Source organism: Pseudocnuella soli, from assembly GCF_004347775.1.
Lineage (GTDB): Bacteria > Bacteroidota > Bacteroidia > Chitinophagales > Chitinophagaceae > Flavisolibacter > Flavisolibacter aquaticus.
Genome location: NZ_CP037755.1, coordinates 3177608 through 3201186, shown reverse-complemented (window position 1 = coordinate 3201186; position 23579 = coordinate 3177608). Strand labels below are relative to the sequence as shown.

Annotated in this window: 25 protein-coding genes; 10 read left to right on the top strand and 15 right to left on the bottom strand. The window is 49.3% G+C overall.

What is annotated here, in order from left to right:
- Positions 1-32 precede the first annotated feature (32 nt).
- Complete coding sequence (gene lepA, locus EPD17_RS13045) at positions 33-1823, top strand: translation elongation factor 4 (protein ID WP_132054839.1); 1791 nt, start codon at positions 33-35, stop codon at positions 1821-1823.
- A 76-nt stretch (positions 1824-1899) separates the two neighbouring features.
- On the opposite strand, the gene EPD17_RS13040 is transcribed toward lepA, so the two are convergent.
- From EPD17_RS13040 to EPD17_RS13000, 10 genes are all read right to left on the bottom strand, one after another.
- Positions 1900-2862, bottom strand: coding sequence for a hypothetical protein (locus tag EPD17_RS13040; RefSeq protein ID WP_132054837.1), 963 nt, complete (start codon positions 2860-2862; stop codon positions 1900-1902).
- Between the two features lie 178 nt (positions 2863-3040).
- Complete coding sequence (locus EPD17_RS20240) at positions 3041-3319, bottom strand: glycosyltransferase (RefSeq protein ID WP_240040616.1); 279 nt, start codon at positions 3317-3319, stop codon at positions 3041-3043.
- The gene (locus EPD17_RS13035; RefSeq protein WP_240040615.1) at positions 3319-4170 is read right to left on the bottom strand and encodes a glycosyltransferase; all 852 of its coding nucleotides are present in this window, start codon (positions 4168-4170) and stop codon (positions 3319-3321) included. Before EPD17_RS13035 ends, EPD17_RS20240 begins: the two co-directional genes overlap by 1 nt.
- Positions 4167-5108 carry a glycosyltransferase family 2 protein gene (locus EPD17_RS13030; RefSeq protein WP_132054835.1) on the bottom strand — a complete coding sequence of 314 codons (942 nt, stop codon included), beginning with the start codon at positions 5106-5108 and terminating at the stop codon, positions 4167-4169. Before EPD17_RS13030 ends, EPD17_RS13035 begins: the two co-directional genes overlap by 4 nt.
- The gene (locus EPD17_RS13025) at positions 5108-5632 is read right to left on the bottom strand and encodes a DUF4199 domain-containing protein (RefSeq protein WP_114233899.1); all 525 of its coding nucleotides are present in this window, start codon (positions 5630-5632) and stop codon (positions 5108-5110) included. The genes EPD17_RS13030 and EPD17_RS13025 overlap by 1 nt, the downstream gene beginning before the upstream one ends.
- Positions 5633-5639: 7 nt before the next feature.
- Positions 5640-6911 (bottom strand): dihydroorotase, encoded by a 1272-nt coding sequence (locus EPD17_RS13020; protein ID WP_132054833.1) that lies wholly within the window; start codon positions 6909-6911, stop codon positions 5640-5642.
- Between the two features lie 64 nt (positions 6912-6975).
- Positions 6976-7371, bottom strand: coding sequence for a response regulator (locus tag EPD17_RS13015; RefSeq protein ID WP_132054831.1), 396 nt, complete (start codon positions 7369-7371; stop codon positions 6976-6978).
- 186 nt (positions 7372-7557) lie between these two features.
- Positions 7558-8277, bottom strand: a complete 720-nt coding sequence (locus tag EPD17_RS13010; RefSeq protein ID WP_132054829.1) for a tRNA1(Val) (adenine(37)-N6)-methyltransferase — start codon at positions 8275-8277, stop codon at positions 7558-7560.
- Positions 8278-8379: 102 nt separating this feature from the next.
- Positions 8380-9432 (bottom strand): tRNA (adenosine(37)-N6)-threonylcarbamoyltransferase complex transferase subunit TsaD, encoded by a 1053-nt coding sequence (gene tsaD / locus EPD17_RS13005; RefSeq protein WP_394346406.1) that lies wholly within the window; start codon positions 9430-9432, stop codon positions 8380-8382.
- 94 nt (positions 9433-9526) lie between these two features.
- Complete coding sequence (locus EPD17_RS13000) at positions 9527-11113, bottom strand: peptide chain release factor 3 (protein WP_132054827.1); 1587 nt, start codon at positions 11111-11113, stop codon at positions 9527-9529.
- 356 nt (positions 11114-11469) lie between these two features.
- Here EPD17_RS13000 and EPD17_RS12995 point away from each other — a divergent pair, with 356 nt between their 5' ends.
- Both EPD17_RS12995 and EPD17_RS12990 read left to right on the top strand, forming a co-directional pair.
- Positions 11470-11682: a hypothetical protein gene (locus EPD17_RS12995; RefSeq protein WP_132054825.1), complete on the top strand. Its 213-nt coding sequence runs from the start codon at positions 11470-11472 to the stop codon at positions 11680-11682.
- A gap of 289 nt (positions 11683-11971) precedes the next feature.
- The gene (locus EPD17_RS12990) at positions 11972-13222 is read left to right on the top strand and encodes an ABC transporter permease (protein ID WP_165929608.1); all 1251 of its coding nucleotides are present in this window, start codon (positions 11972-11974) and stop codon (positions 13220-13222) included.
- A 524-nt stretch (positions 13223-13746) separates the two neighbouring features.
- Here the strand turns inward: EPD17_RS12990 and recF are convergent.
- A complete protein-coding gene (gene recF / locus EPD17_RS12985; RefSeq protein WP_240040613.1) occupies positions 13747-14835 on the bottom strand; it encodes a DNA replication/repair protein RecF in 1089 nt (362 codons plus the stop codon).
- 285 nt (positions 14836-15120) lie between these two features.
- On the opposite strand from recF, the gene pdhA reads away from it, so the two are divergent.
- The 5 genes from pdhA (at position 15121) to EPD17_RS12960 (ending at position 18952) form a co-directional block, all read left to right on the top strand.
- The gene (gene pdhA / locus EPD17_RS12980; RefSeq protein ID WP_132054823.1) at positions 15121-16116 is read left to right on the top strand and encodes a pyruvate dehydrogenase (acetyl-transferring) E1 component subunit alpha; all 996 of its coding nucleotides are present in this window, start codon (positions 15121-15123) and stop codon (positions 16114-16116) included.
- A gap of 28 nt (positions 16117-16144) precedes the next feature.
- Complete coding sequence (locus EPD17_RS12975) at positions 16145-16831, top strand: tetratricopeptide repeat protein (RefSeq protein WP_132054821.1); 687 nt, start codon at positions 16145-16147, stop codon at positions 16829-16831.
- 77 nt (positions 16832-16908) lie between these two features.
- Positions 16909-17406, top strand: coding sequence for a 6,7-dimethyl-8-ribityllumazine synthase (gene ribH / locus EPD17_RS12970; protein WP_132054819.1), 498 nt, complete (start codon positions 16909-16911; stop codon positions 17404-17406).
- 212 nt (positions 17407-17618) lie between these two features.
- On the top strand, positions 17619-18338 hold the full coding sequence (locus EPD17_RS12965) for a (Fe-S)-binding protein (RefSeq protein WP_132054817.1): 720 nt from the start codon (positions 17619-17621) through the stop codon (positions 18336-18338).
- Between the two features lie 203 nt (positions 18339-18541).
- A complete protein-coding gene (locus tag EPD17_RS12960; RefSeq protein WP_114233909.1) occupies positions 18542-18952 on the top strand; it encodes an EVE domain-containing protein in 411 nt (136 codons plus the stop codon).
- A gap of 57 nt (positions 18953-19009) precedes the next feature.
- Here EPD17_RS12960 and EPD17_RS12955 read toward each other — a convergent pair whose 3' ends face one another.
- Together EPD17_RS12955 and purU are read right to left on the bottom strand one after the other, a co-directional pair.
- Complete coding sequence (locus EPD17_RS12955) at positions 19010-19675, bottom strand: NAD(P)H-binding protein (RefSeq protein WP_114233910.1); 666 nt, start codon at positions 19673-19675, stop codon at positions 19010-19012.
- Between the two features lie 33 nt (positions 19676-19708).
- Positions 19709-20545 (bottom strand): formyltetrahydrofolate deformylase, encoded by an 837-nt coding sequence (gene purU / locus EPD17_RS12950; RefSeq protein WP_114233911.1) that lies wholly within the window; start codon positions 20543-20545, stop codon positions 19709-19711.
- A 175-nt stretch (positions 20546-20720) separates the two neighbouring features.
- On the opposite strand from purU, the gene EPD17_RS12945 reads away from it, so the two are divergent.
- A complete protein-coding gene (locus EPD17_RS12945; RefSeq protein ID WP_132054815.1) occupies positions 20721-21896 on the top strand; it encodes an acetyl-CoA C-acyltransferase in 1176 nt (391 codons plus the stop codon).
- Positions 21897-21975: 79 nt separating this feature from the next.
- On the opposite strand, the gene EPD17_RS12940 is transcribed toward EPD17_RS12945, so the two are convergent.
- Positions 21976-22245 (bottom strand): SemiSWEET family sugar transporter, encoded by a 270-nt coding sequence (locus EPD17_RS12940; RefSeq protein ID WP_132054813.1) that lies wholly within the window; start codon positions 22243-22245, stop codon positions 21976-21978.
- A gap of 191 nt (positions 22246-22436) precedes the next feature.
- On the opposite strand from EPD17_RS12940, the gene EPD17_RS12935 reads away from it, so the two are divergent.
- Positions 22437-23423 (top strand): pyruvate dehydrogenase complex E1 component subunit beta, encoded by a 987-nt coding sequence (locus tag EPD17_RS12935; protein WP_114234419.1) that lies wholly within the window; start codon positions 22437-22439, stop codon positions 23421-23423.
- Positions 23424-23432: 9 nt separating this feature from the next.
- On the opposite strand, the gene EPD17_RS19985 is transcribed toward EPD17_RS12935, so the two are convergent.
- Positions 23433-23573 carry a hypothetical protein gene (locus EPD17_RS19985; protein ID WP_165929607.1) on the bottom strand — a complete coding sequence of 47 codons (141 nt, stop codon included), beginning with the start codon at positions 23571-23573 and terminating at the stop codon, positions 23433-23435.
- Positions 23574-23579 lie beyond the last annotated feature (6 nt).

Sequence of the window (23579 nt, the reverse complement as noted above, 5' to 3'; positions counted from 1 at the left end):
CTTTGCCCGTCTTAAACTCTAGCAAAGCCTACATGAAGCATATCCGGAACTTTTGCATCATTGCACACATCGATCACGGAAAAAGCACACTGGCCGACCGGCTGCTGCAAACCACCAATACTATTTCTGAACGGCAGATGATGGACCAGGTGCTCGACGACATGGATCTGGAGCGTGAAAAAGGGATTACCATTAAAAGCCACGCCATCCAGATCAACCACCTGCATAAAGGCGAAAAATATACGCTGAACCTCATCGACACGCCGGGCCACGTGGATTTTAGCTACGAGGTGAGCCGGGCACTGGCGGCTTGCGAAGGCGCATTGCTGCTGGTGGATGCTACCCAAGGCATCCAGGCACAGACCATTTCCAATCTTTACCTCGCCATCGAAAACGACCTCGAGATCATCCCGGTGATCAATAAGATCGATATGGATGGCGCTATGATCGAAGAGGTAAAAGACCAGATCATCGAACTGATCGGCTGTAAGCCAGAGGATATTTTGCTGGCGTCGGGTCGCACCGGCATTGGTATTGAAGGCATTTTGGAAGCAATTGTTGAACGCATTCCAGCGCCAAAAGGCGACCCCGAAGCGCCACTTCAGGCCCTCATTTTCGACTCGGTTTTCAACTCTTTCCGCGGCATCATCGTGTATTTCCGGGTAAACAACGGCACCATCCGCAAGGGCGATAAGATTAAATTTGTTTCAACCGACCAGGAATATGAGGCTGATGAAATTGGCATCTTGAAGCTTGGCTTGGAGCCTAAAAAAGAGGTACGTGCTGGTGACGTAGGCTACCTGATCACCGGGATCAAGAATGCCAAGGAAGTGAAAGTTGGTGATACCCTCACCAATGCAATAACGCCCACACAGGAGCCGATTAAAGGTTTTCAGGAAGTGAAACCAATGGTATTTGCAGGCATTTTCCCCGTGAATACCGACGAGTTTGAAGAACTGCGTGACTGCATGGAAAAGCTGCAGTTGAACGATGCCTCGCTGACCTTTGAACTGGAAACTTCGCAGGCACTTGGTTTCGGTTTCCGATGCGGTTTTCTCGGGCTGCTCCATATGGAAATCATCCAGGAGCGGCTGGAGCGGGAATTTAACCAGACGGTAATTACCACCGTTCCGAACGTAAGTTTTATTGCCTACACCACTAAGGGCGAAAAGATTATTGTGAACAATCCGGCTGAAATGCCTGACCCGGTAAAAACCGACCGGATCGAGGAGCCTTTTATCAAAGCACAGATCATTACTAAACCCGATTACATCGGCAATATCATGACGCTGTGTTTGGGCAAACGCGGTATTTTGCTGAATCAAAGTTATCTGACAACTACCCGTGTGGAGCTGATCTTTGAGATGCCGCTAACGGAGATTGTATTTGACTTTTACGATAAGCTCAAAAGCCAAACCCGAGGCTACGCTTCTTTCGATTATAACCCGATCGGCTACCGCGAGGCGGATATCGTAAAAATGGACATCCTGCTGAACAACGATAAAGTAGATGCACTGAGTGCACTGATTCACCGCAGCAGGGCCCACGAATTTGGCCGCAAGCTTTGCGAAAAATTAAAAGAACTGCTACCACGTCAGCAATTCCAAATCGCGATCCAAGCAGCCATCGGCGCCAAGATCGTGGCGCGGGAAAACATTTCCGCGATGCGTAAAGACGTTACTGCCAAATGTTATGGCGGTGACATTAGCCGCAAACGCAAATTGTTGGAAAAACAAAAAGAAGGTAAGAAGCGCATGCGCCAGATTGGTAACGTAGAAGTTCCGCAGGAAGCCTTCCTGGCGGTGTTGAAATTGGACGATTAGAATACTAGATAATATAAAAAAGCCTCGGATTATAGAAATCTATAGTCCGAGGCTTTTTTATAAAAGAAAATCTGATTTAGTTGCCCTTCTTCTTCGCCTTGTTCTTTTCTGTACTGGTCTTTAACTTTTGCTCATTCCGGTTTCCCAGATCATCCAACAAAGGATCCGGCACCGGCGCCTGTCCATCTTCCAGCTTTTGGTCAAACACTTTATTGATGTATACCCATTTGCCCTTATCCCATTTAAAACCCTCATAATCTCCATCAGGAATAAAAGTGTAAGGCTTATCATCTTCTTCCGTTTCTGAAACTAAGTGGTCAACTAAAATTACTTTAAGATCGGAGTCATAATTTACCAGCGCACTAGCTTCTTTTTTATACTCAATGCTAAAGCGGTGCTGCGGCTTGCGTTTCAGGCTATCGGCTTGAAACGTAAAAAATGGCCCGCCAAAAACTGGCTGCCCCTGGCTATTGAAATGCAAAACTTCAATCCATTTTTTATTGCTGCGAACCGAGTTGTCGTCGAAGCCAAACAAGGTATAAAACGGTTTGCCGTTGTGTTCGGTTTTGACGATGTTGTAATACACCGCGCCAATCCAGGTGGCGTTGGTGCGAACCGAGTCGAGCGGCCGGTCGGTAAATTCGGAAAAGTCGTGGAGCGGCACCAACTTCAAAGAACCGTCGGCGGTGCGGAACTGAATGGCGCCACGCTGCCGGGAATAAAAATCATCTAATGAAAGCGTCCAGCTAAAAATGCGAAAGGTGCTGTCCGGTGCATACACATTGCCAATGCCCCGAACCGAATCGAAGGGATAGTAAAAAGAGTTTCTAATTTGCAGGCTGCGGATCAGCGTTCGCACAAAAAGCGAATCGTTGCGCATGCGGCCGGCAATCAGTGAATCTACAATAAGGCTTTTAGCGAGGTTCTTAAGGGTGTCTTCTTTCGCTTGCAAGGCTTTCAATGCATCGGCCGACGGTGCCTGTGCACTGGCACCCGATGCCCATACTGCCACAACAAAAAGAAACAGGATTTTTTTCAAGAGACTAGATTTTAAGCACAGCTAAATTGAGACAAAAACTTCAAAGGTTATCCTAAGATTGCCTGCATGCGCTACCGGATTAAAGCGTTTAACATACCGCGTTTATTGTACTTACAAAAACAAAGCAATAAACAGAGAGGACGAAGCGAGCATCAAAGAACAATGATTGCTTCAGTGACTATTTGCCTGCAAGGTCCAAGATCGTATCCACCATGCGTGCCCAGCTGTATTTCTTTTTTTCCTCCTGAATAAATGGTTTGAATACTTGCGGACCCATGGCATAAAACTGCACAATAGCCTGTGCAATCGAGCCGGGTTGCGGCTCACAAACAAGACCCACCTGCCCATGCGGTACCAGGTCGGGGAGGCCGCCTACGTTGGTCACAATCATCGGCGTTTCAAAATGATAGGCGAGGGGTGTAACGCCACTCTGCGTTGCAGATCGGTAGGGTTGCACTACGCAATCGGCGGCACATAAAAATATTTCACCTCTTCATCGGGAATAAAATCGTTGCGCAGCACCACAGTTTCGGTCAGGCCATTTTCCTCGATAATTTGGCGGTACAGGCCTTCGGGTTCGTAAAATTCGCCTGCCACCAACAACTTTATATTCGCCGATTTTATCTCCGGTTGGGCCATTGCCTGCAGCAGCAGATCGAGGCCTTTGTATTTGCGGATAAAGCCAAAAAAAAGGATGATCTTTTCGTCGGCGCCCAGCCCTAAAAATTTTCTCGCTTCGGCTTTCGACACAGGTGTGCCGAAATGATCGTACAGCGGGTGGTGCACCAGTTGCACCGGCTTGTTGTGCACAAAACGGGCTAGGTCCTGCCGCACTTTTTGGCTCATCACCACAAAGGCATCGCAAGCTTTCATAAAATAGCGGGTAAACTGGGCATCGCCGGATCGGGCTTCGTGGGGCACCACATTATCGGCAAGGCAAACGACCGGCAGGTTCCTGCCTTTTTTTGCCAAGCGTAAAATAGAGCCCAGTGCCGGCGCCATCAGCGGCAGCCAAAAGCGCACTAGTATCAGGTCGGGCTTTTGTTGCCGAATCCAGCGGGCTGTAGCCAGCCAGTTGAGCGGGTTTAAGGAATGTACCAGCGATTTTATTTCAACGCCTTCAGGCGCCGGCCCAGTGCTGTACTGCGTTTTGCCGGGAAATAGAAAGCCCGGGTATTGAAATGTAAAGGAAACAATGGTGCAGTGGTGGCCCGCTTCGGTAAACGCTTTGGCCAGCCGTTCGTTAAAGGCTGCAATGCCGCCGCGCAAGGGATGCGCCGGACCGAGGATAATGATCCGTTTGCTCACAGCCCTGTTTTTTCTTCAATCAGATAAGCATTGCGGCCGGGTGCATTGCGGGCCACCAATTCGGAAATAAAACCCGCCAGGAACAATTGAACACCTAAAATAATGGACACCAGTGCCAGGTAAAACGCCGGCCGGTTGGTTACCCAAACTTCTTCGTGCAGCAATTTCGCAACAATGAGGTACAGCGCCATGATCAGGCCCGCCAGGAAAAACAAGGAGCCCCACAACCCGAAAAAGTGCATGGGCCGTTTGGAAAATTTGCCCACAAAAGTGATGGACATGAGGTCCAGAAAGCCGTTCACGAAACGTTCCCAGCCAAACTTGGTAACTCCATATTTGCGGGCCCGGTGCTCCACCACTTTCTCCCCAATGCGGCGGAAGCCGGCCCACTTGGCCAGTACCGGTATGTAGCGGTGCATTTCGCCGTACACCTCAATACTTTTCACTACTTTTTTGCGGTAGGCTTTCAGGCCGCAATTAAAATCATGCAGGTAAATATTGGAAACCTTGCGGGTAACCGCATTGAAAAATTTAGAGGGAATATTTTTGGTCAGCGTATTGTCGAAACGCTTTTTCTTCCAGCCACTCACCAGGTCAAAACCATCCACAACGATCATGCGGCGCAACTCCGGAATTTCGTCCGGGCTGTCCTGCAGGTCGGCGTCCATGGTAATCACCACATCGCCCTGGGCTGCTTTAAAACCTTCGTTCAGCGCGGCAGATTTTCCATAATTGCGTTGAAACTTGATGCCCTTTACCTGCTGATTGGTTTCCCTTATTTTTTGCACCACATCCCATGAGCTGTCGGTGCTGCCATCGTCCACCAAAATAACCTCGTAGCTGTACCTGTTGGCCTCGCATACGCGGTCGATCCAGGCACAAAGCTCCGGCAGCGATTCTTCTTCATTAAACAGGGGAACAACAATCGAAAGGTCCATTATAATTGTTGGGTTTGTTCAAAAGGACTACGGGGTCTTTTCTTGGTTACGGCAGCGCCGATGAGGGAGCCGATGGCACCTTGCACCACCGTAAAAAACACAGAGCCGCCAACAATGCCCACCCAAAAATATTTACGGGAAACTTCCAGCATCTGGTCAATCTGGTCGTCGCTGATGTTGGGATTGTCTTCGAGCTGCTGGCGGGCAACTTCAAAAGATTTTTCCTTCAAGTCGGGGAACAGCAGCAGGAATATGATGGTAAAAGCAACAGACAAAAGGGTAAAAACCGTGGTGGCTTTAAACCCATAAGCGAACAGGTTGCCAAACGTCAGGTTATAGTCGTGGGCTTTCCCGTATAGGCGAATTAAAAAGATCAGGGCCACCAGGATCACCAGCGGCTGCAATAGACCCACACCGCGGTTGGTGGATAAGCCCAAAATACTGGTAGCAGCAGAAATTACAATCAGGATACCGGCGATAATAAGGCCCGCCGCAATATGGCTGATCGGTTTTTGTTGTTCCATAATTCGTTTATGCTTGATTAAAAATCATTTGGCCCCGGCTGATGATGCCTACGGGTTTGCCGGTAAGCTGCATGCCGCCAAACGCGGTGTTGCGGCTTTTGCTTTTCAGCTGATCCGGCGCTACCGTCCAGGTTTCATCAGGTAGAAAAAAGGTGAGGTTGGCCATATTTCCTTCCGTAACGGTTGCTGCCTCCAGGCCGAACACTTTGCGAACATTTGTTGAAAACGCAGCCACCAGCGTTTCTAAAGGTATTGTTTGCAACGCAGTGCGTACCGCTGCAAACGTGGTTTCCAGCCCGGTCATGCCATTGCGGGCATATTCAAACTCCACCACTTTGCTGTCCCACTCATGGGGTTGGTGGTGCGATGCAATGCAATCGATGGTGCCGTCGGCTACTGCCTGGCGCAGTGCGTCGCGGTCGGCGGCGCTGCGCAGGGGCGGCGACACTTTTAAATTGGTATCGTATTCCTGCAAATCTTCTTCGGTAAAAAACAGGTGGTATGGCGTAACTGAGCAGGTAACTGCCAACCCTTCGGCTTTCGCAACGCGGATCAGTTCCACGCTTTTTGCTGTGGAAATGCCCGTAAAATGAATGCGGGAACCGGTGTAGCGCAGCAGTTCCAGGTCGCGCTGGATCATCAGCTCTTCTGCAATGGCTGGTTTGCCCGGCAGTCCCAACTGCGTAGAAACCACGCTTTCATTCATCAGGCCATGTGCGGAAATCGACTTGTCGTCGGGCACCTGGATCAGCACCGCATCAACAGCTTTCAGGTATTGCAGCGCCTTGAGCATGATGCCCGATGATTGTACCGGCGCTGTACCGTCGCCAAACGCAACGGCGCCGCTAACCCGCATATCGTACATTTCGGAAAGCTCTTTGCCCTCGGCACCTTTTGTAACGGCACCAATGGGGTGTACCTGCACCGGCAGGTATTTGCTTTTTTGCACCACGTAGTCTACCGCCAGTTTGTTGTGCACAATAGGGGCGGTGTTGGGCAATGAAAATACTTCGGTGTAGCCACCGGCGGCGGCAGCGGCAGTGCCAGTTTCCAGTGTTTCTTTAAATTCAAAACCGGGGTCGCCAAAATAAGCAAACGGATCTACCCAGCCTGGCGATACACAAAGCCCCGGCGTATCGATCACTTCCGTATTTGCATCAACGGAAAGCGGATTGCCAATGGCTTCAATTTTACCCGACACAATGAGTATGTCGGCAATTTGGTTATGCAATGGAGTTTGGGGGTCAATGACCTTTACCTGCCTGATAAGGATATTCATCGAGGGGCGAAGTTAACGGTTTGCACGTTTCGGTTGGCCGCCTGCGCCGCATCCTTTCTCCACATTAACCGAAGTGGTCGAGCACTACCTGCGCAATGCGGCTGATGCCTGTAATGTCCACCGGTTTTACCAGGTACTCCTTGGCGCCGGCCTCAATGCAGGCCCGTTCATAAAGTGGTGAACTGGAAGTGCTCCAAACGAGTTTAGTGGTTTGTTGCAGCCGGCCGCGTTGTGCCAGTTGGGTAAGTATTTGCTGCCCATTGATGCGGGGCAGGTTATAATCGAGTAAAATCAGTTGCGGCGCTTCGTCCTGTGGTACATTGAGCAGGAATTCGAGTGCCTTATCACCGGCGCTTTCTACATGCACCTTTACGTCCGGGTCGATCTGACGCAATGCCTCAATCAAAAACTCCTGGTCGTCTGTATCATCTTCTGCGAGGAATAAAAATCTACCGGTCATGAATATTGGTGGTATGAAATTTCTGTATTTCGAGGGCGAAGTTATTGCTCATCACCTACACCGATATAATTAATACAATGGGGTAATCGTTTCGGTTGGCAGCAACTCGCTACGGCAAAGCATAAAAAAGTAAAAGCACTTGTTGCAATTTAACCCTTCAATGCCATTTCGCTTTTCCGGAAAGTACTACAAAAACAGGTAATAATCCTGAAGCAGCGATGTGGCCGCAGGGGTGTAGTACCCGCCCTTGTCTTTAATATAAACGGTTTGCTCCCCTATTTGTTCAACACTATTTTTTTTAACCGCCAGCATTAACCGAAATGGCGGATGCGTTTCCGAAGGATGGACCACTATTTTTTGTTGCACAATTAATCCGGCCGCTGCCAATGCTGCTTCCAAGTCCGCAGCCCGTTTTGCCGGAAAAAGTAAATATGCCGTGCCATCGTCCGCCAACAAGCGGTTAACCTGTGCCAACAATTCCACCAAACGCAAACCGCTGCCGTGGTGGGCTATGCTGCGGCCCCTTTTCGGCGAGGCCAATTCATTTTCATAAAAAGGCGGGTTGGAGCAAATGACATCATATTGCTTGTTGGGGATAAAACGCTGGATGTCGGTTTGGTGCACTTGCAGGCGGTTGGCCCACGGTGACTCAGCAAAGTTTTGCGCAGTTTGCGCAGCTGCATCTGCATCAATTTCCACTGCGTCTAAATACAAGCCCGTTTGTTGCGCCACCATTAGCGATAGTAAACCGGTGCCGGCGCCAATGTCTAAACCGTTCGTTGCAGCAATGTCTTTTGAATGACTCGCCACCCAGGCCCCAAACAAACAACCATCGGTGGTTACTTTCATGGCACACCGATCCTGTTTGATGGTAAACTGCTTAAGCCGGAAATAGGAATTGGCCATGAGGAGTCGGGAGTTTTAAGTCTGTAGTTTGAAGTCAGTAATCGAAACGGTCTTCGACCTGACGCAAAGGCTTTTTAACCAATAACATAAAACTACAAACGACTAATGCCAGGTACTGCGGGCACTGGCACTTTCAGAAAGTGGGGTAAAATCGCCTGCCAAAAACTTATAGTAACCGGTAATGGCAATCATGGCGGCGTTGTCGGTGCAATACTGAAACTCGGGGATAAATGTTTCCCAGCCTTGCTGCTGGCCCATTTCGGTAAATGCCTGCCGCAGGCCGCTGTTGGCCGAAACGCCACCTGCAATAGACAGCCGCGTAATGCCGGTTTGAAGTGCTGCCTTTTTCAGTTTAGCCAGCAAAATGTGCACAATGCGTTGTTGTATGGAGGCACAGATATCAGCAAGATTGGCCTGTACAAAATCCGGATTTTCACGGGTGGCTTTTTGCAAAAAATACAACACCGAAGTTTTCAATCCGCTGAAGCTAAAGTTCAGTCCTTCGATCTGCGGCTCCGCAAAATGAAACGCTTTGGGGTTGCCTTCTTTTGCATATTTATCAATGAGCGGCCCGCCGGGATAAGGCAGCCCCAGCATTTTAGCTGATTTATCAAAAGCCTCACCGGCAGCATCGTCCAGCGTCTCGCCGATGATCTCCAGGTGCAGCGGGCTGTGCGCTAACACAATTTGCGTATGCCCGCCGCTAACAGTAAGGCACAAAAAGGGAAACTGCGGTTTGCGTTCGCCGATCAGGTTGGCCAGCACATGCGCCTGCATGTGGTGCACGGCAATCAACGGCTTGTTCAGCGCCAGCGCCAGCGAACGGGCAAACTGGCTGCCCACCAACAGAGAGCCGATCAATCCCGGCGCATGGGTGTAACTAATTGCATCCAAATCGGCCAGTGCAATACCAGCTTGTTTTACTGCCACATCCACCACCGGCACAATGTTTTGCATGTGCGCCCTGCTGGCCAGTTCGGGCACTACGCCGCCGTATTGCTCATGCACTTTTTGGTTGGCAATAAAGTTGGAAAGAATGACGCCGTCCTTGCAAACCGAAGCCGAAGTTTCATCGCAGGAGGATTCAATTGCAAGGATGCAACCAGTTCCAACCGATGCGGAATGAAAACCTGCGCTGTTCTTATTGTTGGTGATTGTTTCCAATATCCCGTTTCCTTTTCTTTAGTCTAAAAACATTTTATCACACTGAACGTTTTTTCAGTCAAACATCAGCAAGCGAACAAAGGATTTACTTATGCACTTCGCTGGTAAAATGAAACTCGATATCCGGGTTGTTGGTGCGTTCGGTGTTCAGGAACCATTCGCTTTGTGCCAGGTACACCAATTGTCCGTCTTTGTCCTCGGCAATATTTGCCGGCTTAAAGCGGGTAAAATCTTCCAGCTTTTTCGGGTCGGCACTGGTGATCCAGGTGGCCTTATAAAAAGGAAGCGAATTGAACTGCACCGACGCGCCATATTCATGCAGCAGGCGGTACTGGATCACTTCAAACTGCAGCTCACCCACACAACCAATGATTTTTTTATTGCCACCATATTGGGTAAACAACTGCGCCACGCCTTCGTCGGTGAGCTGCAGCAGGCCTTTTTCCAGTTGTTTTGTTTTCATCGGGTCCTTGTTGATCACCTCTTTAAAAATTTCGGGTGAAAAAGTTGGGATGCCGGTAAAAAACAAGTCTTCGCCTTCGGTCAGGGTGTCGCCAATTTTAAAGTTGCCGGTGTCGAACAGGCCCACCACGTCGCCGGGAAAAGCATCGTCCACCACGCTTTTTTCGCGGGCCAAAAAAGAGTATGGGTTCGAAAACCGCACATCTTTATCAAGCCGCACATGGTGAAAATATTTGTTGCGCTCAAACTTGCCCGAGCACACTCGCAAAAATGCGATGCGGTCGCGGTGCTTTGGATCGAGGTTGGCGTGGATTTTAAAAATAAAGCCCGAAAATTTGTCTTCGCCTACAGCCACGGTGCGTTTGTTGGTTTCGCGGCTGCGGGGTTTTGGCGCAATTCGGATAAACGTATCGAGCATTTCCTTAACACCAAAGTTGTTGATGGCCGATCCAAAAAACACCGGTGCCACATCGCCGGCCAGGTAGCGGGCAGCATCCAGTTCCCCGTACACGCCGTCGATCAGTTCCACGTCTTCACGAAGCAACTCGGCATCGCGGTCGCCAATTTTTTCATCCAGCACAGGCAGGCCCAGGTCGGAAATAGAAACGGTGTCATCATCTGCGGCTTTGGTGCCGCCCGTAAACAGGCGCAGGCTGCGGTTGTGCAGGTCGTACACACCCTTGAAATCCTTTCCCTGATTGATGGGCCAGGTCATGGGGTGCAGTGAAATGGACAGTTCTTTTTCAATTTCTTCCAACAGGTCAAACCGGTTTTTACCGTCGCGGTCCAGTTTATTGATGAACACAATCACCGGAGTTTTGCGCATCCTGCACACCTGCATCAGGCGGCGGGTTTGTTCTTCCACGCCGTTCACGCTGTCTACCACCAATATTACCGAGTCTACAGCGGTGAGGGTGCGGTAGGTATCTTCCGCAAAATCTTTGTGGCCGGGTGTATCCAGCAGGTTTACCAAGGTGCCGTCGTATTCAAAGCTCATTACCGATGTAGCCACCGAAATGCCCCGCTGGCGTTCAATTTCCATAAAGTCGGAAGTGGCTGCTTTTTTTATTTTATTGCTTTTTACCGCACCGGCCACCTGGATGGCACCACCAAACAACAAAAACTTTTCGGTCAATGTGGTTTTACCCGCATCGGGGTGGGAGATGATGGCAAAGGTTCGGCGACGTTCTATTTCCTGCTGGTATTTCATGCGTTGTGTGTAAAAATGAATAGCGCCCAAAGCGCCCTCTTTTTTGCGGATGCAAAGGTAAGCTATGGCCGGGTTCGGCTGTGGTTTATTCCGTTATAATTAAGTAAAGCGTTCCATGCGATGAGTTCACTATCGCGCTTGCACGTTTGGCCTGAATCGGTTTTGCACCCTTTGCCCAACATTTTGCAACCTGTTTTTTCATCACCATAAATTTGGCACGTTAACATTTTGCAGGGAAAAAACGGGGTGGCCATTCGGACAATTTGGGGAGATTTTGCACAGAAAAAATAAAGGTTACGTTTTAATCATACAGGCATAGTTTTCGGAACAATGTGAGTGTACCAATGATGACGGAGATGAATTTCGATAGAGATAACGAGCAGCGAGGGGGTAACCCGGGCGAAGGCAGAAAGGGCGAACGACACAGGCAAATGCCGCAAAACGGCTTTGAAGGAATGAACTACGAGCAAAGAAGAGAACCGTATAAAGGAGCAAGGCAACACGCTTCGCGAAATGGGTACAACCAGCAGGATGCGTCCCAACCATTACACGAGGAGGGCACTGCTTAGGCATCAAGGCAGTGGGCAAAAAATGCATGCGTTCCGGCAGAAAAGGATTTGATAAAAGCTTGGAAAACACCAAACGATCAAGAACAGTTACAACGCAAAAGTGCAGAAAGGATGTGGGAACCCGGACTGTGAACATTGGAAGTGAGCTGGAATAATTGTGGTGGATTTTGCTCCTGTAACGAAAGGCAAACTCATTTTGGGTTTGCCTTTTTCGTGTTCGGTCTTTTTCCGTGCCATAATAATTAAACGGGCATGTGCTACAACACCCCGAACCGGTTATTTTTGTAGCATGCGCCAAAACCTCGAAATCCTCGTCACGTCATTCAAAATGGCGGTGCTGGAGCTGTGGAAAAACAAGCTCCGGGCTTTTCTTTCCCTTTTTGGCGTTACCATTGGTATTTTTTGCATCATTGGCGTGCTGGCTACGGTCAACAGCCTGGAGTACAATATCCAAAACGAAATCAAATCTTTAGGCACCAACACCATTTATATAGATAAATGGGATTATGGCGCATCGGCAGGCTCCGATTATCCCTGGTGGAAATTCGTGAACCGCCCTTCGCCGCGCTATTCCGAGTTGGAGCTGATCAAAGAGCGGACGCCATCGGCGCAATACGCCGCTTTTAAAATGAACATTTCGGGCCAGGTGGAGGCGGGCAGCAATGTGCTCAGCGGCGTGGTCATCTACGGCGTTTCAGAAGAATTTCAATCCATACAACCGTTTGAGGTGCAGTGGGGCCGGGCCCTTACCGAAGCCGAGTACGAGCAGGGCAGCAGCGCCGCCGTTATTGGTTATGAAGTGGCCGAAAAACTGTTTGGCGATCCGGGTCGGGCCGTTGGTAAAATTGTTTCCATTAAAGGTCGCAAGCTGCCAGTGGCCGGCGTTATAAAAAAGCAAGGTGCGCAAATGCTGGGCGGCTGGCAGCTGGATAATAGCGTGCTGCTCAATTATAAATATGCCCGCTCCATCATGAACGAGCTGTATGCCGACCCGCTGGTGCTGGTGCAGGGAAAAGAAAAAGTGCCCACCGCGCTGCTTAAAGACGACCTCACCGGCGCCATGCGCAGCATCCGCAAACTGAGCCCGGTGCAGGAAGATAATTTTACCCTCAACGACATCAACGAGTTTAGCGAAGCGGCCGGGCAAATATTCTCCAGCATCAACCTGGGCGGATGGTCCATTGCAGCGCTTTCGCTGATCGTGGGCATGTTTGGCGTGGCCAATATTATGTTTGTAACCGTAAAGGAACGCACCGCGCAAATTGGTTTGAAGAAAGCCATCGGCGCCAAAAGCCGCACCATCCTTACCGAGTTTTTGATGGAGTCGGCGTTCCTGTGCATTATTGGCGGGATGATCGGGTTGTTGCTGGTATTTGTCCTCACCAAAATCGTCAGCGCCGTACTTGATTTTCCAATTTTTATTTCCACCGCCAACATGCTGCTGGCCATTGGTATCTGCATTGTGGTGGGTATTTTGGCCGGTATTATCCCCGCTTCGCAGGCTGCTAAACTCAACCCTGTAGTGGCGATCAGGAGCTAAGTCGAGTTGTTTTTGATTATAAATTCGGCCGAACGGCCCTTCTTAGTTCACAGCCACCTTCACATCGGTGGCTGTTTTATTAAGCCAGCTTTGCAATTACTTCTCGGCTTTTGTTGCGTCGCACACTTGTACGTTCTGTATTTCTATTGTGCTTTTCTCAACCACGAGTAGTAAGCCATTGCTCCATATTAGCTGTCATGCCGAACTTGTTTCGGCATCCCCTTGTGCTTTGATAAACTCCGCGAGATGAAGGAAATGCCGAAACAAGTTCGGCATGACAGACTCTGATTGTAGTACTTGTCCGACCACATAGCCAAAATAACTCCCTTTGTTTACAGTACGTTTTGCCCGCCAGCCACGCTTTTGCCCTGTCATCCTGAGCGCAGCGAAGGATCTAAGCCTGCATCAGTGCAAATTTTAGAATATCGAGAGTAGCCTAGTTTTCACTAATACTTCAGACCGACACTCAGATGCTTCGCTACGCTCAGCATGAAGAGCAAACACCCAGCAAAACATTGAAATTTTTAAAGTGCAATAATCTGGAACGGCTGCTCCAGCTTTTCCAATTGCGTTTGCAGGCGGGCACAATTGGTATCCGTGATAAAAATCTGGCTTTTATTTTCTGTGCATACCCGCATCAACAGGTTTGAAATCCGCTCCTCGTCCAGCTTTTCAAACACATCATCCAGCAAAATAAACGGCGCTACTTTTTTCTCGGCATGCAGCGTGTCCACTTCTGCCAGCTTCAGCGCAAACAACAAACTTTTGCGTTGTCCCTGCGAAGCGATTGTTTTAAAAGGTTGGTCGCCCATGTAAAAACTAAGGTCATCGCGGTGCACGCCGGCAGTGGTGCGCTGGAGCATCAGGTCTTTTTGCCGGTTGGTATGTAGCAGTTGGCTTAATGACGTTTGCTCCATTTCACTTTCATACAGCAAGGAAATCGGCTCGTAGTGCTGCGCAATTTCGTTGTACAGCAGTTTTACAGCCGGCAGAAACCGCAACAAAAAATGCTGCCGCTTTTCGTGGATGTAATGCCCTTCTTTAGCCAGTTGCTCGTCCAGCACATCCAGTACCGACAGGTCGCGGCCGCCGTAGCCGGTATCGTAATTCCGCAAGAATGAATTGCGCTGCTGCAGCAATTTAGTGTAGGCAATCAGGCTTTGCAGGTAAGCGGCATCCAGTTGGGAAAGAAGCGTGTCCAAGAATTTGCGGCGCTCCTCGCTGGTGCCAATAATCAATTGCACATCGTCCGGCGCAATCACCACACAAGGGTAGCGGCCAATATGTTTCGAAAACCGGCTGTACGCCACATCATTTACCGAAAATTCTTTTTTCCCATTTTCACGAAGGATGCACACCGCTTTTTCCGGCTGCTGGTGCAGCGCAAAATGCCCCTCCACCCGAAAACCCTGGTGACCTTGTTGCACCACCAGTCCATCCTGGCGGGTGAAATAGCTTTTGGTAAAACAGAGGTAGTGGAGTGCATCCAGCAGGTTGGTTTTGCCCATACCGTTGCGGCCGCAAATGCCTACGATGGGCTCGGTAAACTGGAACTCCTGGTGGAAATAGTTCTTGAATTGAAAAAGTGATATGGAATTGAGCTGCAGGTCCAACGCTGCAAAGATGTGGTATTCGGGGGTAGCGGCAAGGGGAGGAGGAGAGTTGACAGTTGGGAGTTGGGAGTTCAGTGTTTAGAGTCGCGAGCTTTGAGAAAAGTAGGAGGCAATTTTTTTAAAATAAAAGTCCTGTCAATTCCAAAGCTTTACTGAACAGGCGCGGAAATTTTCTGCCGAAAATCTCTCTACTGTCAACTCCCAACGCTCAACTGCCAACTCCTTCCCCTCCCGAGGTCGTTGAATCAAACTATCCCTTATTTTTGCGCCACAAATTTCCAAGCTGTGGCTACACAATTTTCTAAAGAAACCTATCTGTACTGGTACGAGCTCATGCAACTGATCCGTCATTTTGAGTTGATGGCGGAAGAAAAATATAAAATGGAAGGCAAGATCCGTGGCTTTTTCCACGCCTATGTAGGGCAGGAAGCCATTGCTGCCGGCTGTATGACCGCTACCAAGCCCGAAGACGCCTTTATTACTGCTTACCGCGACCACGGCCTGGCTATTGCTAAAGGCGTGGACCTGAACTCCTGCATGGCCGAACTGTATGGCAAAGCCACCGGCTGCGCGAAAGGCAAGGGCGGCTCGATGCACTTCTTTGGAAAAGACGTGAATTTTTATGGTGGTCACGGTATTGTGGGCGCCCAGATCGGAACCGGTGCAGGTATTGCCTTTGCCGAGGCCTACCGCGGTACCGACAATGTATGCCTTACCTTTTTCGGCGATGGTGCTGCACGCCAGGGCATCCTCCACGAAACATTCAACCTCGCCATGTTGTGGAATATCCCGGTTGTATTTATTTGCGAAAACAACAACTATGCTATGGGTACGTCGGTAAAACGTACTTCGAACGTAACTGATATTTATAAACTGGCCGATGCCTACGATATGCCCGCCGACCAGGTGGATGGCATGAAGGCAGAAGCTGTACACGAAGCCGTTTCCCGCGCTGTAAAACGTGCCCGTGAAGGCGGCGGCCCTACTTTGCTGGAGATCAAAACATACCGCTACAAAGGCCACTCCATTTCCGACCCGCAGAAATACCGCACCAAGGACGAAGTGGAAGAGTACCGCGCCAAAGATCCCATCAGCATCCTGCTGGACACCATCCTGAACAAGGGCTTTGCCACCCAGGAAGAGATCGACGCCATCAACAAACGCGTAGAAGAGGCAGTAGCCGAAAGCGTTCGCTTTGCCGAAGAGTCGCCTTGGCCATCGGACGACGAACTGTTAAAAGACGTGTACGTTGATCAGAATTATCCCTTTATTGTTGATTAATAAAAGCAGCCTGTACTAATTTTATTTTATGGTAGAAACAAAACAAACACTGCCGGTGCGTGACGAAGAAGGTGCGGTAGTGGAACGCGCAAAAGATTTCTGGACCCGCAATGGCCGCGTGGTAACCATCGCCGCACTGGCCGTAATTGTGCTGGGTGCAGGCTACCTGGCCTTTAAATACCTGGTGCAGGGCCCTAAAGAACAAAAGGCCGCCGATGCACTGGCAGTAGCCGAAACATATTTCCGTGCCGACTCACTGGGCGCTGCCCTCAACGGCGATGGCATCAACCCCGGTTTCCTGAAAGTGATCGACCAATATGGCGGCACCAAAGCTGGCAATCTGGCCCGCTTTTACGCAGGCAGTCTGTTGCTGAAACAAGGCAAATTTGCCGAAGCTGCCAAACACCTGAACGAGTTTGACACCGACAGCAAAATGGTACAGGCCCGAGCTTACAAACTTCTTGGTGATGCCTACGCAGAGCAGGGCAAAAATGAAGACGCATTTAAAGCGTATAAAAATGCCGCTTCACACTTTCCCGACGACGAGCAAAATGCATCGGACTACTTGTTCACCGCTGCTTATTTTTCAAGCCGTGTGCTGAAGAATGATAAAGAGGCCATAGAACTGTTCAAGCAGTTGAAACAAAAGTTTCCCCGCACGGAGCGTGGCTTTGAAGCAGAAAAATTCCTGGCGCAAATGGGCGTTTATAACTAATTAGCTGCGAGTTGCGGGATTTGACCTTTAAAAAAAGTTTACCCGCAACTCGTATCTCATAACTCATAGCTTCTCTCATGGCTGACGTAGCAAACAGCAAATTATTGGAAGGCATCGAGGGCATCCCACAACTAAAGGATGCCCTTGTTGTTTTGATCAAAACCGAATGGAACGCAGCAATCGTCGATGAACTGGAACGTGGCGCATTGAAAGTGTTGCAGGGGCAGGGCATCCGCACCAAAACCTATACGGTGCCCGGTGCGGTGGAAATCACTTTTGCCGTGCAGCGTTGCTGGGCCGCAGGCATTAAAGCGGATGCGTTCATTACACTGGGTTGTGTTATTCGTGGCGGCACACCGCACTTCGAATATGTTTGCCAAACGGTTACGGACGGCGTTACGCAACTCAATCTAACCCTTCCGGTGCCGACCATATTTGGCGTGCTCACTGTTAACACCAACGAGCAGGCGGAAGAACGGCTCGGTGGCATTCACGGTCACAAAGGCGAGGAAGCAGGCATCACGGCAATGAAAATGATCGCATTCAGCCGCCAGCTTTCGGCTGATGCCCAGTGATATTTGAATAAAGATGATGTAGCCGGCTTTTGTGCCCTGATGAAACTGCGGTTGCGACGCTCCGTTTAGGTTTCGCATCGCTACGGAGCAAATCTGTTTCATCAAATGCGCACCTTTCATTTAAATATCTACGTTTGACGTCTGACGTTTCACGAAAAAAGCACCAGGCAACAACCCTTGTCAATCAACCCAACCAACTGAAAGTAACCGCAATGAACGTTCAACTTTTTGTGCCTTGTTTTGTCGATCAGTTGTACCCCGATGCAGCCATGAACATGGTGAAGGTGCTGCGTAAAGCCGGCTGCGCTGTTCGCTATAATGCCAACCAAACCTGTTGTGGACAGCCTGCTTTCAATGCCGGTTTTTGGGACGATGCAAAAACTGTGTGCAGTAAGTTCCTCGCTGATTTTGATGCGGACAGCTACATTGTAGCGCCTAGCGCATCCTGTGTTGGTTTTGTCCGCAACTACTACAGCAAGTTGTTTACCGAAGGCGCCGATGCACAAAAAGCAAAGGCCATTGGTGAAAAAATATTCGAGTTCTCCGACTTCCTGGTGAATGTGTTACAGCAGACAAAATTTGGTGCACGCCTCGAAGGTGTAGCCACCTACCACGACTCCTGCGCCGCCCTCCGCGAATGCCACCTCAAAACCGAGCCCCGAACTTTACTGGCAGAAGTGGCCGGACTACAACTCGTTGAGATGAATGACGTAGAAACCTGCTGTGGTTTTGGCGGCACCTTCGCCGTAAAATTCGAGCCCATCTCCATTAACATGGGCGAGCAAAAAGCTGAAAACGCAATGGCCACCAATGCCGATTATTTGATCAGCACCGACTTGAGTTGCCTGATGCACATCGGTGGCTATATCGATAAAAAATCAATTCCCCTCAAACCCATGCACCTCGCCGATGTGTTGGCTAGTGGATGGTAGGGGGTGGAGTTGGTAGTTGACAGTTGGTAGTTGATAGTGTTTATATCAAATTAACAAACATTGGATTCAGTTACTTCTGTTTGACAAGAAATAGAGTTTTCATCGACAGCTATAAATTTCTACCAAATATTATTAGCTATCAACTACCAACTGTCAACTACTAACTGTCAACCCTCAATTATCAAACCCAAACACCTCATCTCATGGCATTTTGGCTCATAAAATCGGAACCATTTAAATATAGCTGGGATCAGTTTGTACAGGACGGTCGTACCTTTTGGGATGGCGTACGCAACTATGCGGCGCGTAACAACTTGCGGGCTATGAAAGTGGGCGACCAGGCATTTTTTTACCACAGCAACGAAGGCCTCGAAATTGTCGGCATTGCTGAAGTGGTGCGGGAAGCTTACCAGGATCCTACTTCAAACGAAGACACCTGGTCGGCGGTTGACTTTAAGCCAGTGCGCAAACTGCAGCAATCGGTTTCGCTGAAGACGATAAAAGAAGATCCGCAATTGCAGCAAATGGCGCTGCTGCGCCTCGGCCGGCTTTCTGTGCAACCCGTTACACCCGAGGAATGGGAGCGGGTGTTGCAATATGAAAAAGGGGAGTAGCAGATATTCAATGATCTGCCAAAAAGTAACTCACAGTGATCAATAACCGAAGTTTTACTATTGGTTTCGGTAATGTTGCGCCAGCAAAAAAAGTTCCTGCATGTTATAAATCCGCTTCGCTTCTTTTTGTCGCGTAGCGGTCTGAATCATTGCTTTGGCAACCGATTCACCAGGGATGGATTTGAGCATACCCAGGCCGGGTATGTGTTGCAGCAAGCCCGATAATTTCAGTGCCAATCCTTCGCCGGTGCGTTTCTCTTGGCGGTCGCCGGCAAGCAAACCGGGCTGCAAAATGGATGTGTGTTCAAAGGGCAGGCGCAATACGTCTCGTTCCAGTTCCGCTTTCATCCGCGAATAAAAAAATAAAGAATTGAGCGCCGCATTTGCAGCCGAAACCAACACATAACGGCTTACGCTATTTTGCGCTGCGGCTTGTGCAAACTGGTATTGGTAAGTATAATCCACTTTGTACTGTGCCTCCTTACTTCCGGCAGCTTTCAGCGTAGTGCCCATTGCCGAAAACAGCACATCGCCCTTCACTTCATCACGCCATTGCTCGGGCCGGTCAAAGGCCACAACATGCTCGTACAACATAGGCGAATGCAGGCCAGTGCGGCGGCGCACAAACACATGCACTTCGCTGAACTGTTGATGGTGCAGCAGCAATTTTGTTAACTCGCGGCCCACCAAACCGGTGGCACCCAACACAAGCGCAATAGCCATATCTTTTTTATTTAAAAGGCGAAGGCAAGATCACTAATCGAAAATCACGGTTTTGTTTCCGTACACAAAAACCCGTTCGTGAAACACCAGCCGCAAAGCTTTTGCCAGCACCATTTGCTCCACATCGCGGCCGGCCTGCTGCATTTCTTTAGCGCCATGCGTATGGTTTACCGGTATTATGCTTTGTGCAATGATCGGGCCTTCGTCCAACTGGTTGTTGACAAAATGCGCGGTGGCGCCAATAATTTTTACACCCCGCTCATATGCCTGTGCATAAGGCTTGGCGCCAACAAATGCGGGTAAAAACGAATGGTGAATGTTAATGATCTTATTAGGGTACCGGGCCACAAACTGCGGCGAAAGAATGCGCATGTATTTGGCCAGCACCACAAAATCATATTCGTATTGATCGATGATCGCCGCAATTGCTTGCTCGTGTTCTTCGCGGCTTGGCCCCTCATGCGGCACGTAGTGAAATGGAAGATCGAATTTCTGCACCAGGGGCTGTAGTGATTCGTGGTTGGCAATCACTGCCAGTATTTCAGCACCCAATTCGTTGTAATGATGGCGCACCAGTAGGTCGGCCAGGCAATGATGTTCTTTTGATGCCAGCACTACAATTTTCTTATTGCCACCAGCACAAAACTGAATAACCGCTTCTGCAGGCAAAGCTTCCCTCAATTCCTGCAAAATTGGCTCCGGCACAGTGTTTCCCGAAAATTCGGTGCGCATAAAAAACCAATTGCCTTTGCGCTCCACAAATTCATCGTTGCTGATGATGTTGAGTTGGTGCTGAAAAAGAATACCGGTAATGGTGGCAATAAGCCCGGGCCGGTCGGGACATTGAATCAATAAAACATGAGTGGCCATAGGCCAACAAGTTAGGACAGGCAGCTGAATTTTAAAGACACCCTGTAATCGCTTCTTGGTAAAGCCATGCCGTAAGCCAAAAATGATAGATCAAAGACGCCACAGCGTCCGCACTTAGCTTCACCAATTTTTAAGGTATGCCTCTTTACATTTGCACTATAAATACGATTGCTTTATGACATCATCCGTTTACATTGTTAGTATAGCCCGCACCCCCATTGGAAGCTTCAATGGTGCGCTGGCAGCAGTGCCCGCACCCAAACTGGGCGCTACGGCCATTCAGGCGGCCATTGAAAGAGCCCGCATTACACCCGACCAGGTTCAGGAGGTTTATATGGGCAACGTGGTAAGTGCCAACATCGGCCAGGCGCCTGCGCAGCAAGCCAGCATCATGGCCGGCGTGCCCACAACAGTTAATTGCACCACTGTAAATAAAGTTTGCGCCAGCGGCATGAAAGCCATTATGCTGGGCGCACAGAGCATCATGTGCGGCGACAATGATATTGTAGTGGCCGGCGGTATGGAAAGCATGAGCAACATTCCATATTATTTAGAAAAAGCCCGAAATGGTTATCGCCTGGGTCATGATAAAATTATCGACGGCATCATTCGCGATGGATTGTGGGACCCATACCAGGATTACCATATGGGCAATGCCGGCGAACTATGCAGCACTACCTACAACATTACCCGCGAGGACCAAGACAATTTTGCGAAAGAAAGTTACCAGCGGGCACAGCAGGCATGGAGCCAGCAAAATTTTGCTGATGAAATTGTGCCGGTGACCATTGAAGGCAGAACGACTACAACCGTTGCGGAAGATGAAGAATATAAAAAGGCCAATTTCGAAAAGATGGGTACGCTAAAGCCGGCATTCACCAAAGAAGGCGCCATAACCGCTGCCAACGCATCTAAAATAAACGATGGTGCTGCCGCAGTGGTACTGGTTAGCGAAGCAAAAATGAAAGAGTTGGGGTTAAAGCCATTGGCTCGTATCGTGTCGTTTGCCGATGCATCGCAGGCGCCGGAATGGTTTACCACCACACCTGTAAAAGCCATGCAAAAAGCTTTGGATAAAAGCGGCTTGAGCGTTGCCGACATTGATGCATTTGAAGTAAACGAAGCATTTAGCTGCGTGGCCATCATCAATGCAAAGGAGTTGAATATAGACACCGCAAAATTGAATAAATGGGGTGGGGCAGTGGCACTCGGTCATCCTATTGGTTGCAGTGGTGCCCGCATTGTAGTAACCCTTGCATCCATCTTGCAAAAAGAAGGCGGCCGCTACGGAATGGCCGGCATTTGCAATGGCGGTGGCGGTGCCAGTGCCATGATCATTGAGCGGGTGTAAAAAAGTGTTGAGCAGTTTAGGGGTTTAAGAGTTTGGTATAAAATGTCACATCACATTTTTTATCTAAACTTCTAAACCCTTAAACTATTTTCTTTCTGCTGTATTTGATTCTAAAAAATACAAGCGCTGAATTAACCGCCACCGAAAACAGGTTGGTATAAATCAGCGGCGCATCTTTGCGCATAAACCCGTACACCACCCACAGGCTTAATCCCGCAATCAAAATCAACAGCATCATCACCGAAAGGACTTCCACATGTTTTTCCTTGATCACCTTGATCAATTGCGGCAACATTGATGCTGCCGTAAGCACACCTGCAGCAATCCCGATCCACTCCATTGTTTTCATAAATAATGTTGGTTGTATGTTTTTAGTTGTGCTGATGCATGGTTTGTTTTCTTCATTTTCACCATGAAAACAAGCCATATTCAATAGCTACAAAACAATCGTTCCATTTTTTGCCACGCTGTTTTTTTGTTTAGGTAATGTGGCCCTGCTCCGCTAATTTTGCCCCCGTTCAGAAAAAAATTTTTTGCTGCATGAGACAGATTCCATTACGTGAAGCCTTGCGTGAAGCCATGTCCGAAGAAATGCGCCGTGATGAACGTGTATTTCTGATGGGCGAGGAAGTGGCCGAGTATAACGGTGCCTACAAGGTTAGCCAGGGTATGTTGGCCGAATTTGGCCCCCGCCGGATATTAGATACTCCCATCGCCGAGCTGGGCTTTACCGCTGTGGCGGTTGGTGCCGCACAAAACGGCCTGCGCCCCATCGTAGAATTCATGACCTGGAACTTTGCCGTGCTGGCGCTGGACCAAATCCTGAACACTGCTTCGAAAATGCTGGCCATGAGCGGTGGTCAAATTTCCTGCCCCATTGTTTTCCGCGGACCCAATGGTTCTGCCGGCCAATTGGGTGCTCAGCACTCCACAGCGTTTGAAGCCCTGTATGCCAACATCCCGGGCCTGAAAGTAGTGTCGCCTTCCAATGGCTATGATGCCAAAGGTTTGCTGAAGCAGGCCATTCGCTACGAAGAAGATCCGGTTTGCTTTATGGAAGCCGAATTGATGTACGGCGAAAAGTCGGATATCCCCGATGAAGAATATTACATTCCGCTGGGCAAGGCCGATGTTAAAAAACAAGGCACTGATGTGACCATTGTTTCGTTCAATAAAATGATGAAAGTGGCCCTAGGTGCAGCAGCCGAGCTTGAAAAAGAAGGCATATCGGCCGAGGTGATCGACCTGCGCACCATCCGCCCGCTGGACTGGATGACCATCCTGGAAAGCGTGAAAAAAACCAACCGCCTGGTGATTGTAGAAGAGCAGTGGCCATTTGCCTCCGTCTCATCCGAGATCACTTACCGCATTCAAAAAGAAGGCTTTGATTACCTGGATGCACCCATCCGCCGCATTACCGCTGCCGATGCACCGCTGCACTATGCACCTAACCTGGTTTCACTGGCCCTCCCCGATGTAGGCCGCACCGTGCAACTGGTAAAGGAAGTAATGTACCTGAAGAAATAACGCACTGCTTTAAAAGGCATCATTGTAGAATGAAAAAGTTGCACCATTGTGTGCAACTTTTTCATTTTCAGGAAGTATCGCTCCTAAAATAATTTGAAAATATTTTTTGAAATCTGGAATAAAGCGCCCATCTTTGTTACGGTTTTTCATAGGATA

What these genes read in the sequence shown, in the direction of transcription:
- EPD17_RS13000 (WP_132054827.1), bottom strand. Translation starts at nt 11,113, where the DNA reads ATGAAATACCAGCAGGAAATAGAACGTCGCCGAACCTTTGCCATCATC.
- EPD17_RS12975 (WP_132054821.1), top strand. Translation starts at nt 16,145, where the DNA reads ATGGTAGAAACAAAACAAACACTGCCGGTGCGTGACGAAGAAGGTGCG.
- purU (WP_114233911.1), bottom strand. Translation starts at nt 20,545, where the DNA reads ATGGCCACTCATGTTTTATTGATTCAATGTCCCGACCGGCCCGGGCTT.
- EPD17_RS12995 (WP_132054825.1), top strand. Translation starts at nt 11,470, where the DNA reads ATGAATTTCGATAGAGATAACGAGCAGCGAGGGGGTAACCCGGGCGAA.
- EPD17_RS12965 (WP_132054817.1), top strand. Translation starts at nt 17,619, where the DNA reads ATGAACGTTCAACTTTTTGTGCCTTGTTTTGTCGATCAGTTGTACCCC.
- EPD17_RS12990 (WP_165929608.1), top strand. Translation starts at nt 11,972, where the DNA reads ATGCGCCAAAACCTCGAAATCCTCGTCACGTCATTCAAAATGGCGGTG.
- EPD17_RS19985 (WP_165929607.1), bottom strand. Translation starts at nt 23,573, where the DNA reads ATGAAAAACCGTAACAAAGATGGGCGCTTTATTCCAGATTTCAAAAAA.
- EPD17_RS12945 (WP_132054815.1), top strand. Translation starts at nt 20,721, where the DNA reads ATGACATCATCCGTTTACATTGTTAGTATAGCCCGCACCCCCATTGGA.
- EPD17_RS13025 (WP_114233899.1), bottom strand. Translation starts at nt 5,632, where the DNA reads ATGGAACAACAAAAACCGATCAGCCATATTGCGGCGGGCCTTATTATC.
- EPD17_RS13030 (WP_132054835.1), bottom strand. Translation starts at nt 5,108, where the DNA reads ATGGACCTTTCGATTGTTGTTCCCCTGTTTAATGAAGAAGAATCGCTG.
- EPD17_RS13010 (WP_132054829.1), bottom strand. Translation starts at nt 8,277, where the DNA reads ATGGCCAATTCCTATTTCCGGCTTAAGCAGTTTACCATCAAACAGGAT.
- EPD17_RS12960 (WP_114233909.1), top strand. Translation starts at nt 18,542, where the DNA reads ATGGCATTTTGGCTCATAAAATCGGAACCATTTAAATATAGCTGGGAT.
- EPD17_RS13015 (WP_132054831.1), bottom strand. Translation starts at nt 7,371, where the DNA reads ATGACCGGTAGATTTTTATTCCTCGCAGAAGATGATACAGACGACCAG.
- EPD17_RS12955 (WP_114233910.1), bottom strand. Translation starts at nt 19,675, where the DNA reads ATGGCTATTGCGCTTGTGTTGGGTGCCACCGGTTTGGTGGGCCGCGAG.
- EPD17_RS12935 (WP_114234419.1), top strand. Translation starts at nt 22,437, where the DNA reads ATGAGACAGATTCCATTACGTGAAGCCTTGCGTGAAGCCATGTCCGAA.
- lepA (WP_132054839.1), top strand. Translation starts at nt 33, where the DNA reads ATGAAGCATATCCGGAACTTTTGCATCATTGCACACATCGATCACGGA.
- EPD17_RS13020 (WP_132054833.1), bottom strand. Translation starts at nt 6,911, where the DNA reads ATGAATATCCTTATCAGGCAGGTAAAGGTCATTGACCCCCAAACTCCA.
- EPD17_RS12940 (WP_132054813.1), bottom strand. Translation starts at nt 22,245, where the DNA reads ATGAAAACAATGGAGTGGATCGGGATTGCTGCAGGTGTGCTTACGGCA.
- ribH (WP_132054819.1), top strand. Translation starts at nt 16,909, where the DNA reads ATGGCTGACGTAGCAAACAGCAAATTATTGGAAGGCATCGAGGGCATC.